Here is a 12,465-nt window from a genome sequence, read left to right as displayed (position 1 = left end):
ATGTGCATAATGGTGTCGCCGGCATGTGTGACCGTGAACATGCCGAGATCGATCGAGGTCACCGTGCCAGAGCCGTCGCAGGAGCCGCCCAAGGGCCGCGCCCCGAGCATCCGCGATGTCGCGCGCGTCGCGGGCGTCTCGCACCAGACCGTCTCGCGCGTGCTCAACCACCACCCGAGCATCCGCCCCGAGACCAAGCAGCGCGTGCTCGACGTGATGGCCGAGCTGCAGTACACGCCGAACCGCGCCGCGCGGGCGCTCGTGACGAGCCGGTCGCGCACGATCGGCATCCTCTCGGCGTCGAGCACGCACTACGGGCCGGCGTCGAGCATCGCCGCGATCGAGGCGGCGGCCCGCGCCGCGGGGTACTGGGTGAGCACCGCGAACATCGAGTCCTCCGATGCGGTGTCGATCGCCGACGGCCTCGCGTACCTGCGGGCCCAGGGCATCGAGGGGCTCGTGGTGATCGCCCCGCAGGTGCGCGTCTTCGACACGCTCGCGCAGCTGTCGATCGACGTGCCCTACGTGACGCTCCAGTCGACCGGCCGCGACCCGGAGCACACGCTCTCGGTCGACCAGATCGCGGGCGCGCGGATGGCCACGCGGCACCTGATCGAGCGCGGGCACCGGTCGATCTACCACCTCGCGGGCCCCCAGGACTGGATCGAGGCCGAGGCGCGCATGCGCGGATTCCTCGACGAGATGGGCGCGCAGGACGTGCCGACGACCGCCCCGATCCTCGGCGACTGGACCGCGGACTTCGGCTTCCACGCCGGCCGGGAACTGCTCACGGTGCGCGACTTCACGGCGATCTTCGCCTCGAACGACCAGATGGCGCTCGGGGTCATGCATGCGGTGCGCGACGCGGGCCTCGAGGTCCCTCGCGACGTGTCGATCGTCGGGTTCGACGACATCCCCGAGGCGGCGCACTTCTGGCCGCCGCTCACGACCGTGCGGCAGGACTTCGCCGAGCTCGGCCGCCGCTGCGTGGCCCTGCTCCTCGGCGACCTCGACGATGCCGCGCCCGAGTACCGGGGCACGATCGTGCCCGAGCTGATCGTGCGCGACTCGGTCGGGGCGCCGGCGTTCTGAGGCTCCGCGGCCCGTTACCGTTCCGTGACCTTGCTCGGTTGACAGGATCGCGAATCGTGTGGCTAACATGAGTCTCGCGATGTGAACGGTCACATGGAGCGTCACATCGCCGGACGTTCCACCATCGCCCCTCGAGGGCGAGCGCAGCACACGACGAAGGAGTCCCGCGTGATCGACACGACCGCCCCCGGCCGGCCCACCAGCCCGGCCGCCCCCCGGCGCGGCGCCGTCTCAACCGGGACCCCGGGCATCGACTCCGGATCGTTCGCCGCCCGCGCCGTGGCATCCGTCACCCCGACCGCATCGGCGGTCGCCGCATGACGACGTTCGGACCGCAGATCGAGGTCGCCATCGCCCGCACGCGTGCGGACGTCGCCCGCCTGCACGGCGAGCTCACCCGGTACGGGCTCGTCGTCTGGACCGGCGGCAACGTCTCGGGCCGGGTGCCCGGCGCGGACCTCTTCGTGATCAAGCCGTCGGGCGTGAGCTACGACGACCTGGCGCCCGAGAACATGATCGTCTGCGACCTCGACGGCAACGTCATCCCCGGCACGCCGGGCGCCGACCGGGCCCCGTCGAGCGACACCGCGGCACATGCCTACGTGTACCGGAACATGCCCGAGGTCGGCGGCGTCGTGCACACGCACTCGACCTACGCGGTCGCGTGGGCGGCGCGCGGCGAGGAGATCCCGTGCGTGATCACGGCGATGGCCGACGAGTTCGGCGGGCCGATCCCGATCGGCCCGTTCGCGATCATCGGCGACGACTCGATCGGGCGCGGCATCGTCGAGACGCTCCGCGGCCACCGGTCGCGCGCGGTGCTCATGCAGAACCACGGCCCGTTCACGATCGGCGCCAACGCGAAGGACGCCGTCAAGGCCGCGGTCATGGTCGAGGACGTCGCCCGCACGGTGCACCTCGCACGCGAGGCCGGGCCGCTGATCCCGATCCCGCAGGAGTCGATCGACCGGCTCTACGACCGATACCAGAACGTGTACGGGCAGACGGGCGACGCTAGGCGCGACACGCCAGCCGGAACGAAGCCAACGCGGAAGAAGGACGCCGACACCCCGCGGGCGAAGGCGAAACGCAACTGAAGAGCTTGCGGCATCCGTGGTCACGAGGGATGCCGCTGGGAGCCGGTCGTCATGGACGAGGCCGGACTCCGAAACGTCACCAAGACGACGACGTCCATGACCACACAGTGAAAGGACACACCGTGAACACCACGAAGAAGGTGCTCCTCGCCACGCTGGCGGCCGGTTCGATGCTCGCGCTCGCCGCGTGCTCGGGCGGCAGCGGCGGCGGCGGCGAGGGCGACGGCGGCCTCATCGGCGTCGCCATGCCCACCAAGAGCTCGGAGCGCTGGATCCAGGACGGCGACGCCGTCAAGGAGCAGCTCGAGGAGCAGGGCTTCCAGGTCGACCTCCAGTACGCCGAGGACGACATCCCCACGCAGGTCTCGCAGATCGAGAACATGATCACCAAGGGCGCGGAGGCCCTGATCATCGCCTCGATCGACGGCACCACGCTGTCGGAGGTCCTCCAGAACGCGGCCGACGCCGAGATCCCCGTCATCGCGTACGACCGCCTCATCCGCGACTCGGAGAACGTCGACTACTACGCGTCGTTCGACAACTACGTCGTCGGCGTGCAGCAGGCCACCTCGCTCCTCGCGGGCCTCGGCCTCACCGACCTCGAAGGTGCAGAGGCCGCCGACGCGCCCGAGGGTCCGTTCAACATCGAGCTGTTCGCCGGTTCGCCCGACGACAACAACGCCACGTTCTTCTGGAACGGCGCGATCGACACGCTGCAGCCGTACATCGACGAGGGCACCCTCGTCGTGAAGTCGGGCCAGACCGAGTTCGAGCAGGCCGCCATCCTCCGTTGGGACGGCGAGGTCGCGCAGAGCCGCATGGAGGACATCCTCGTCTCGACGTACTCCGATGGCTCGCAGGTCGACGCGGTGCTCTCGCCCTACGACGGCCTCTCGCGCGGCATCATCTCGGCCCTCACCGACGCCGGCTACTCGGTCGGCGACGAATGGCCGATCATCTCGGGCCAGGACGCCGAGCTCGACTCGGTCAAGGCGATCAACGCGGGCGAGCAGTACTCGACCATCTTCAAGGACACCCGCAACCTCGCGGCCGTGGCCGTGGACATGGCGACCGCCCTGCTGAACGGCGAGGAGCCCGAGGTCAACAACACCGAGGACTACGACAACGGCGTGAAGGTCGTTCCCTCGTACCTCCTCGAGTCGCAGATCGTCGTGGCCGACAACATCACCGAGGTGCTGGTCGACTCCGGCTACTGGACCGAAGAGGAGATCAACGGCTGATCCAGCCGCTGATCCCCAACGGATGACGCACCGCGTGTCGGGGCCTGCGGCGGGAGTACTCTCGCCTCAGGTCCCGGCCGCGGCATCCGCCACCCGGCCGGCCCCACACCGGCAATGGAGCAGGAGCAAGGGATGACCAACCACATTCTCGAGATGCGCGGCATCACGAAGACCTTCCCCGGCGTCAAGGCGCTCGCGAACGTCAACCTCGGCGTGGAACGCGGCGAGGTGCACGCCATCTGCGGCGAGAACGGCGCGGGCAAGTCCACGCTCATGAAGGTGCTGTCGGGCGTCTACCCGCACGGCACCTACGACGGCGCGATCGTCTTCGAAGGCGAGGAGGTCGAGTTCAAGGACCTCACCGACTCCGAGGCCAAGGGCATCGTCATCATCCACCAGGAGCTCGCCCTCAGCCCCTATCTCTCGATCGCCGAGAACATCTTCCTCAACAACGAGCAGAAGGGCGCCGGCGGTCTCATCGACTGGAACAAGACCAACTTCGAGGCGTCCAAGCTCCTCGCCCGGGTGGGCCTGAAGGAGAACCCGACGACGAAGATCCGCGAGATCGGCGTCGGCAAGCAGCAGCTCGTCGAGATCGCGAAGGCGCTCTCGAAGCGCGTGAAGCTCCTGATCCTCGACGAGCCGACGGCGGCCCTCAACGACGAGGACTCCGACCACCTGCTCGACCTGATCCTTCACCTGAAGGGCCAGGGCATCACGTCGATCATCATCAGCCACAAGCTGAACGAGATCAAGAAGGTCGCCGACACGGTCACGGTCATCCGCGACGGCAAGACGATCGAGACGATCGCGAAGCAGGACGTCACGGAAGACCGCATCATCAAGGACATGGTGGGGCGCGACCTCGAGCACCGCTACCCCGACCACACTCCGCACCTCGGCGAGGAGCTCCTGCGCGTCGAGGACTGGACCGCGCACCACCCGCAGGACACCTCACGGGTCGTCGTCGACAACGTCAACCTCAACGTCCGGGCGGGCGAGATCGTCGGCATCGCCGGGCTCATGGGCGCCGGTCGCACCGAGTTCGCGATGAGCCTCTTCGGCCACTCGTACGGCTCCCGCATCTCGGGCAAGGTGTTCCTCCGCGGCAAGGAGATCAAGACCCGCACGGTCGCCGAGGCGATCCAGAACGGCATCGCGTACGCGACCGAGGACCGCAAGACGTACGGCCTCAACCTCATCGAGGACATCAAGCGGAACATCTCGATGGCGTCGCTGAAGAAGCTCGAGAAGTACGGCCTCGTGCACGACAACGAGGAGTACGCGGTCGCCAACGAGTACCGCAAGTCGATGAACATCAAGGCGCCGAGCGTCCTGGTGAAGACCGGCAAGCTCTCGGGCGGCAACCAGCAGAAGGTCGTGCTGTCGAAGTGGATCTACGCCGACCCCGACGTGCTGATCCTCGACGAGCCGACCCGCGGCATCGACGTCGGCGCGAAGTACGAGATCTACACGATCATCAACAAGCTGGCCGCCGCCGGGAAGGGCATCATCGTGATCTCGTCCGAGCTGCCCGAACTGCTCGGCATCTGCGATCGCGTCTACGCCCTGTCGGAGGGCCGCATCACGGGGGAGCTCCCCGTCGAGGAGGCCACGCCCGAGTCGATGCTCAAGCTCATGACCATGGAAAAGCCCCGCTAGCCCGCGGCTGACGGATCACCTCAGGAGACATCATGTCGAATCCGAATCCCCCCACCATCGAGGAAAGCCACGCGGCGGGCAGCAACATCAACCCCGTCCAGAACAAGTTCACGGACCGGCTGACCCACGTCCTCAGCGACCTCGGCCGCAACGGCATCTTCATCGCGCTCATCGCGGTGGTGGTGCTGTTCTCGTTCCTGACCGACGGCATCCTGCTGCGCCCGCAGAACATCTCGAACCTGGTCGTGCAGAACGGGTACATCCTCGTCCTCGCGATCGGCATGGTGATGGTCATCATCGCCGGCCACATCGACCTGTCGGTCGGTTCGGTCGCCGCGTTCGTCGGTGCGTGCTCGGGCGTGTTCGCCGTCCAATGGGGCCTGCCGTGGTGGCTCGCGGTGGTGCTCTCGCTCGTCATCGGCGCCCTCGTCGGCGTCTGGCAGGGCTTCTGGATCGCCTACGTCGGCATCCCGGCGTTCATCGTGACCCTGGCGGGCATGCTCATCTTCCGAGGCCTCGCGCTCGTCGTGCTCGGCAACGCGAACATCGGCTCGTTCCCGACCGAGTACCGCGCGCTCGGCAACGGCTTCCTCTCGAACGTGTTCGGGGAGTTCGAACTCGACCCGCTGACGCTCGGCGTCGGAGCGCTGGCGATCGTGATCCTCGTCGTGCAGCAGGTGCGCACCCGCCGCGGCCGCGTGAAGTACTCGCAGGACGTCGAGCCGCTCGCCTGGTTCATCACCAAGCTCGTGCTCATCTCGGCGGCCATCGGCTTCTTCGCCTACGCGCTCGCGTCGTACAAGGGCATCCCGGTCACGCTCATCATCCTCGGCGTCCTGGTGCTCGTCTACAGCATCGTGATGAACCGCACGGTGTTCGGCCGCCACATCTACGCGATCGGCGGCAACCGCCACGCGGCCGAGCTGTCGGGCATCAAGACCCGCCGGGTCGACTTCTGGCTCTTCGTGAACATGGGCTTCCTCGCGGCGCTCGCGGGCCTCATCTTCACGGCCCGCCTGAACCTCGCGGGCCCGAAGGCCGGTGACGGCTTCGAGCTCGAGGCGATCTCGGCGGCGTTCATCGGCGGCGCGGCCGTGCAGGGCGGCGTCGGCACGATCGGCGGCGCGATCATCGGTGGCCTCATCATCGGTGTCCTGAACAACGGCATGTCGATCATGGGCATCGGCATCGAGTGGCAGCAGGCCGTGAAGGGCCTCGTGCTGCTGCTCGCAGTGGCGTTCGACGTGTACAACAAGCGTCGGTCGGGCGGGCACTGACCCGCAGCAGTACCTCCTGAGACGGCGAGGGGCGGATGCCACGCGGCATCCGCCCCTCGTCGTCGTTCCGGCACTTGGTCGAGACCGTCGTTAGCGCTAACATTGGGGACTGTTAGCGCTAACGAACCCCAGTGGAGACGCACGACGATGAGCGAGACCATGACCACGGATGCCGCGCGCAGCGCGATCCTCGAGGGGCGCACGTCGCTCGGCATCGAGTTCGGTTCGACCCGCATCAAGGCCTGCCTGGTCGGGCACGATCCGACCGACGTGCTCGCCGTCGGCAGCCACGAGTGGGAGAACGAGTTCGTCGACCGCCGCTGGACCTACTCGCTCGAGTCGGTCTGGTCGGGCCTGCAGGCCGCGTACGCCGACCTCGTCGCCGACCTGCGCCGCCGCCACGACGTGGTGCCCGAGACGTTCGGCGCGATCGGCGTCTCGGCGATGATGCACGGCTACCTCCCGTTCGACGCCGAGGGCGAGCTGCTCGTGCCGTTCCGCACCTGGCGGAACACCTCGACCGGGCCGGCCTCGGCCGAGCTCGGCGAGCGCTTCGGCGTGAACATCCCGTTGCGCTGGTCGATCGCGCACCTGCACCAGGCGGTCCTCGACGAGGAGCCGCACGTGCCCGCGATCGCGAGCGTCACGACCCTCGCCGGGTACGTGCACTGGAAGCTCACGGGCCGCAACGTGCTCGGCGTCGGCGACGCGTCGGGGATGTTCCCGATCGACTCGGCGACGGGTTCGTACGACGCCCGGCTCGTTGGGGCCTACGACGAGCTCGTCGCCTCGCGGGCGCCCGGCCTGAAGGTCGCCGAGCTGCTGCCCGAGGTGCTGCCCGCCGGCCGCGTGGCGGGCGAGCTCACCGAAGCGGGCGCGGCGCTCCTCGACCCGACGGGCGCGCTCCGCGCCGGCATCCCGTTCTGCCCGCCCGAGGGCGACGCCGGCACGGGCATGGTCGCGACGAACGCGGTCGCGCCGCGCACCGGGAACGTCAGCGCCGGCACGAGCATCTTCGCGATGGTCGTGCTGGAGCATCCGCTCGCGAACGCCCACGACGAGCTCGACCTCGTGACGACGCCCGCGGGAGACCCCGTCGCGATGGTGCACTGCAACAACGGCGCAAGCGAACTCGCGGCGTGGGCGGGCGTGTTCGGGCGGTTCGTCGCGGCGGCGGGCGTCGAGCTCTCCGGCGACGAGGTGTTCGGGGCGTTGTTCCGCGAGGCGCTCGAGGGCGAGGCGGACGCCGGCGGCCTGCTGGCCTACAACCAGCTCGCGGGCGAGCCGATCGCCGGGCTGGAAGAGGGGCGGCCGATGGTCGTCCGCACCCCCGACAGCCGGCTCACGCTCGCGAACCTGATGCGAGCCCACATCTACGGCGTGTACGGCACGCTCGCGCTCGGCATGCGCGTGCTGCACGACGAGGGGGTCGAGCTCGACCGGATGTTCGCGCACGGCGGCATCTTCCGCACCGCGGGGGTCGCACAGCGCTTCCTCGCCGGCGCGCTCGACGCGCCGGTCGCGGTCGGCGAGACCGCCTCCGAGGGTGGAGCGTGGGGCATCGCGGTGCTCGCGGCGTACCTCGGCGCCGCCGACGAGGTCGACCTCGGCACGTACCTCTCCGACCGGGTGTTCGCCGGGGCCGCGATCGACGTCGCCGAACCCGATCCGGCGGATGTCGCCGGCTTCGCCGCGTACCTCGACCGCTACGCCGCCGGCCTCGCCGCCGAGGCGGCCGCCGTCGCGGCGCTCTGACGCGCTACCGAACCACACGAACCACACGAAGGACACGACATGACCCGCACCCCGCTCACCACCTCGCTCGACGGATACGAGGTCTGGTTCCTGACCGGGAGCCAGCACCTCTACGGCCCCGAGACGCTCGCGCAGGTCGCCGACCAGTCGCGCACCATCGCCGAGGCGCTCGACGCGGCATCCGACGTGCCCGTGAAGGTCGTCTGGAAGCCCGTGCTCACCGATTCGGCCGCCATCAAGCAGGTCGCACTCGAGGCGAACGCGGCGCCGAACGTCATCGGCGTCATCGCGTGGATGCACACCTTCAGCCCCGCGAAGATGTGGATCGCCGGCCTCGACGCGCTGCAGAAGCCGCTCGCGCACCTGCACACGCAGGCGAACGTCGAGCTGCCGTGGGGCGACATCGACTTCGACTTCATGAACCTCAACCAGGCCGCGCACGGCGACCGCGAGTTCGGGTACATCCAGACCCGCCTCGGCGTGCCGCGCAAGACGATCGTCGGCCACGCGTCCGACCCGCGCGTGCAGCGCGAGCTCGGCACGTGGCAGCGTGCGGCGGCCGGGCTCGCGGCATCCCGTTCGCTGAAGCTCGCGCGCTTCGGTGACAACATGCGGTTCGTCGCGGTCACCGAGGGCGACAAGACCGAGGCCGAGCTGCGGTTCGGCGTGCAGGTCAACACGTGGGGCGTCAACGAGCTCGCGGATGCCGTGCACGCGGCATCCGAGGCCGACATCGACGCGCTCGTCGCCGTCTACGAGGCCGAGTACGACGTCGCGCCGGAGCTGCGGCGCGGTGGCGACCGGCACGAGTCGCTGCGCTACGGTGCCGCGATCGAGATCGGGCTGCGCTCGTTCCTCGAGGAGGGCGGCTTCGGCGCCTTCACGACGTCGTTCGAAGACCTGGGGGCGCTTCGCCAGCTGCCCGGACTCGCGGTGCAGCGCCTGCAGGCCGAGGGCTACGGCTTCGGCGCCGAGGGCGACTGGAAGACCGCGATCCTCGTGCGCGTCGCGAACGTGATGGGCGCGGGCCTGCCCGGCGGCGCGACGCTCATGGAGGACTACACCTACGACATGACGCCGGGCGACGAACTGATCCTCGGCGCGCACATGCTCGAGGTGGCGCCGTCGATCACCACGGCTCGACCGAGCCTCGAGATCCACCCGCTCGGCATCGGCGGCAAGGAGGATCCGGTGCGCCTGGTCTTCACGGCCGACCCCGGCCCCGCCGTCGTCGTCGCGCTCTCCGACATGCGCGACCGGTTCCGCCTCACCGCGAACGTCGTCGAGAACGTCGCGCCGCGCGAGGCGCTGCCGAAGCTCCCCGTCGGCCGCGCGATCTGGAAGCCCGCCCCCGACTTCCAGACCTCGGCCGCCGCGTGGCTCACCGCCGGCGCTGCGCACCACACGGTGATGTCGACGGCCGTCGGCGTCGAGGTGTTCCGTGACTTCGCCGAGATGGCCGGCGTCGAGCTGCTCGTCATCGACGAGTCCACCGACCTGCGCGAGTTCGGGCGCGAAGTACGGTGGAACCAGGCCTACTACCGACTGGCGCAGGGCCTCTGAAGGAGGGCTCCGTGAGAGGTGCGGACGCAGCGGGTCGGGCGGTGGAGGCCCGCGCCCGCGCCGTGTCCGGGCCCGGGTCCGAGCCGGCCGACACGCCGGTCGTGCCCGAGAGCGGCGCGGATGCCTCGGCGCGGGCCGGCGACGGCCCCGTCGGGGCGTCCGGGGCCAACGACCCGGTCGGCGTGCCGACCATGTTCGACGTCGCCCGTCACGCGGGCGTCTCGCACCAGACCGTCTCGCGCGTGCTCAACGACCTGCCCGGCGTCGCCGCGGCGACGCGTGAGCGCGTGCGCGAGTCGATCGCGGCACTGAACTACACGCCGTCGCCGACGGCCCGGGCCATGGCGCAGCGGCGGTCGGGCTCGATCGGGCTCATCCAGGCGGGGCGACCCGACTACGGCCCGTCGAGCGCCGCGCTCGGGTTCAACGAGGCGGCCCGCGAAGCGGGCTACGCGGTCAGCCAGGCGAGCATGCGCACGCTCGACGCCGACGTGCTCACCCAGGCCGTGCACCGGCTCGTGCTGCAGCGGGTCGAGGCGATCGTCCTCATCTCGGGCGAGCGCGAGGGCGTCGACGTGCTGCGCGGCATCGACGCGGGCGTGCCCGTCGTCGCCGTGGCATCCGAGCCCGAACCGGGCCTGCACCGCGTCTCGTTCGACCAGTCGGCGGGCGCGCGCCTCGCGACCGAGCACCTCATCGGGCTCGGGCACCGGCGCATCGCGCACGTCGCCGGCCCGTCCGACTCGATGGACGCCGCCGAACGCCGCCGCGGATTCGCCGCCGCGCTCGAGGCGCACGGGCTCGAGGTGCGCGAGCCGGTCGCGGGGGACTGGCTCGCGGCATCCGGCCACGCGGCGGGACGCCGCCTGCTCGACGAGGGCTGGGCGACCGCCGTCTTCGTCGGCAACGACCAGATGTCGCTCGGACTGCTGCACGCCTGCCACGACGCGGGCGTCGCGGTGCCGGGCGAGCTCAGCGTCGTCGGATTCGACGACATCCCCGAGGCCGCATTCTTCACGCCGCCGCTCACGACCGTGCGGCAGGACTTCGACTCGCTCGGCCGCGACATCATGGCGACCGTCGCCGATGTGCTGCGCGACGAGGCGGCGGCGCCCGACCACACGTCGCGCGTGCCCGAGCTCGTGGTGCGGGCGAGCACGGCGCCGCCGCGCGGCTGACCGCTTCTCGATCTTCGACCTGCCGCGCCCGACGACCGGTGGCCGCCCGATGTTCGTGCTCGGGCATTCCTGAAAACAAGGACGTCCGCAGCGTCCTTCGTTTCAGGAGGACCCGGGACACGCGCTGCGTCTCCATCGCGTGCGCGTTCGCGGCATGAGCGCGGCGGTGGTGCTCCCACGCGCGGCCTCGGCAATCTCATCCTGCGGATCGCCCGGCGGATGTCGCCGGCTGCGCCGTGCGGCGGCGTCGCGGGTATGAGTTCGCAGGATGAGGCGTGCGTTGGCGCGCTCCCGGAGGCCATCGGCTGTCTGGTCCTGCGAATTGCCGAGCGGATGTCGCCGGCTGCGACGTGCGGACCGCCCGCCCGCCCGCCGCGGCGCGGCATGGCCGAGACCGCTCGCCACGCGGCATCCGTCGCTTCAGGCTGCGCCGTTGTCGGGAAGCTGCTGCAGCGTCCAGCGGTTGCCGTCGGGGTCGCGGAGGGTGATGAAGCGGCCCCAGGCCTGCTCGTCGACGCCCTCGCACTCGACGCCCTTGGCGCGCAGCTCGGCGAGCACCGCGTCGGCGTCGGCGATGACGACCTGGATGACGTCGAGCGATCCCGGCTCGAGCGTGTTGCCGAGGCCCTCGCCGAAGGCGATCGAGCAGGCCGAGCCGGGCGGGGTGAGCTGCACGAAGCGCAGGTCGTCGCTCACGCGCTGGTCGTGGTCGGCGTTGAAGCCGAGCTTGTCGACGTAGAACGCCTTCGCCCGGTCGACATCGGTGACGGGCACGTGGATGAGCTCGATCTTCCAGTCCATGGTGGTCCTCCTGTTCGGGCCGGGCGGTGGATGCGCCGGCTGGGCTGACTCCATCAGTGTCTCGTGTGATGCGGTCAGTTCCTGTCCGGAATGCGAGCGGATGTCGCGGTGGGAGGATGGACCCCATGACCACGCTCAACATCACCGGGGATGCCGCTGCCGACGAACTCCTGGGCGGCGACGCGTTCGCACTGCTCACGGGCATGCTGCTCGACCAGCAGGTCGCGATGGAGACGGCGTTCGCCGGTCCGGCGAAGATCCGCGATCGGGTCGGCACGATCGAGCCCACGGCGATCGCGGCGGTCGACCCCGAGCGGTTCGTCGAGGCGTTCAAGCAGCCTCCGGCCGTGCACCGCTACCCGGGCTCGATGGCCGGACGCGTGCAGGCCCTCGCCGCCGCCGTGCGCGACGACTGGGGCGGCGACGCCGCCGCGATCTGGACGCAGGGCGACCCCGACGGCGCCGAGGTGCTCAAACGACTGAAGGCGCTGCCGGGCTTCGGCGAGCAGAAGGCGAAGATCTTCCTGGCGCTCCTCGGCAAGCAGTGCGGGCTCGAGGCGAGCGGATGGCGCGCGGCCGCCGGCCACTACGGCGACGAGGGGTCGTACGCCTCGGTGGCCGACATCGTCGACCCGGAGTCGCTCGCGAAGGTCCGCGCCACGAAGCAGGCCGCGAAGGCGGCGGCGAAGGCCGCGAAGCAGTAGAGGCCGCTGCCGCATCGCTCGGCTGCGCAGCGGGTGCGCGGTTCGGCGACGAGTGCGCGGGCGCGGGCCCGCGCACTCGTCGCGAATCCGCGCAC

At 70.3% G+C, this 12,465-nt stretch carries 11 protein-coding genes; 10 read left to right on the top strand and 1 reads right to left on the bottom strand.

Features of this window, described 5'->3' with window-relative positions:
• Nucleotides 1-39: 39 nt before the first annotated feature.
• From GJ743_RS01965 to GJ743_RS01925, 9 genes are all read left to right on the top strand, one after another.
• On the top strand, nucleotides 40-1,092 hold the full coding sequence (locus GJ743_RS01965; protein WP_155050248.1) for a LacI family DNA-binding transcriptional regulator: 1,053 nt from the start codon (nucleotides 40-42) through the stop codon (nucleotides 1,090-1,092).
• 168 nt (nucleotides 1,093-1,260) lie between these two features.
• Nucleotides 1,261-1,413: a hypothetical protein gene (locus GJ743_RS01960; protein ID WP_155050247.1), complete on the top strand. Its 153-nt coding sequence runs from the start codon at nucleotides 1,261-1,263 to the stop codon at nucleotides 1,411-1,413.
• The gene (locus tag GJ743_RS01955) at nucleotides 1,410-2,189 is read left to right on the top strand and encodes an L-ribulose-5-phosphate 4-epimerase (RefSeq protein ID WP_155050246.1); all 780 of its coding nucleotides are present in this window, start codon (nucleotides 1,410-1,412) and stop codon (nucleotides 2,187-2,189) included. Before GJ743_RS01960 ends, GJ743_RS01955 begins: the two co-directional genes overlap by 4 nt.
• Nucleotides 2,190-2,359: 170 nt before the next feature.
• The gene (gene chvE, locus GJ743_RS01950) at nucleotides 2,360-3,430 is read left to right on the top strand and encodes a multiple monosaccharide ABC transporter substrate-binding protein (protein WP_196216885.1); all 1,071 of its coding nucleotides are present in this window, start codon (nucleotides 2,360-2,362) and stop codon (nucleotides 3,428-3,430) included.
• Nucleotides 3,431-3,562: 132 nt separating this feature from the next.
• Nucleotides 3,563-5,092 carry a multiple monosaccharide ABC transporter ATP-binding protein gene (gene mmsA, locus GJ743_RS01945; protein WP_155050244.1) on the top strand — a complete coding sequence of 510 codons (1,530 nt, stop codon included), beginning with the start codon at nucleotides 3,563-3,565 and terminating at the stop codon, nucleotides 5,090-5,092.
• Between the two features lie 32 nt (nucleotides 5,093-5,124).
• Nucleotides 5,125-6,369, top strand: a complete 1,245-nt coding sequence (gene mmsB, locus GJ743_RS01940; RefSeq protein ID WP_155050243.1) for a multiple monosaccharide ABC transporter permease — start codon at nucleotides 5,125-5,127, stop codon at nucleotides 6,367-6,369.
• Nucleotides 6,370-6,516: 147 nt separating this feature from the next.
• Complete coding sequence (locus GJ743_RS01935) at nucleotides 6,517-8,124, top strand: xylulokinase (RefSeq protein ID WP_376861916.1); 1,608 nt, start codon at nucleotides 6,517-6,519, stop codon at nucleotides 8,122-8,124.
• Between the two features lie 39 nt (nucleotides 8,125-8,163).
• A complete protein-coding gene (gene araA / locus GJ743_RS01930) occupies nucleotides 8,164-9,687 on the top strand; it encodes an L-arabinose isomerase (protein WP_155050242.1) in 1,524 nt (507 codons plus the stop codon).
• A gap of 11 nt (nucleotides 9,688-9,698) precedes the next feature.
• Complete coding sequence (locus GJ743_RS01925) at nucleotides 9,699-10,865, top strand: LacI family DNA-binding transcriptional regulator (protein WP_328288691.1); 1,167 nt, start codon at nucleotides 9,699-9,701, stop codon at nucleotides 10,863-10,865.
• A 420-nt stretch (nucleotides 10,866-11,285) separates the two neighbouring features.
• Here the strand turns inward: GJ743_RS01925 and GJ743_RS01920 are convergent, their stop codons facing one another.
• Nucleotides 11,286-11,666 carry a glyoxalase superfamily protein gene (locus GJ743_RS01920; protein ID WP_155050241.1) on the bottom strand — a complete coding sequence of 127 codons (381 nt, stop codon included), beginning with the start codon at nucleotides 11,664-11,666 and terminating at the stop codon, nucleotides 11,286-11,288.
• Nucleotides 11,667-11,782: 116 nt separating this feature from the next.
• Here GJ743_RS01920 and GJ743_RS01915 point away from each other — a divergent pair, with 116 nt between their 5' ends.
• Nucleotides 11,783-12,370 (top strand): HhH-GPD-type base excision DNA repair protein, encoded by a 588-nt coding sequence (locus tag GJ743_RS01915; protein WP_155050240.1) that lies wholly within the window; start codon nucleotides 11,783-11,785, stop codon nucleotides 12,368-12,370.
• Nucleotides 12,371-12,465: the final 95 nt, after the last annotated feature.

It is taken from the genome of Agromyces bracchium, from assembly GCF_009709675.1.
In the GTDB taxonomy this organism is placed as follows: domain Bacteria; phylum Actinomycetota; class Actinomycetes; order Actinomycetales; family Microbacteriaceae; genus Agromyces; species Agromyces bracchium.
The sequence above is the reverse complement of the archived record's forward strand: the minus strand, read 5'-3'. Positions and strand labels throughout refer to the sequence as shown.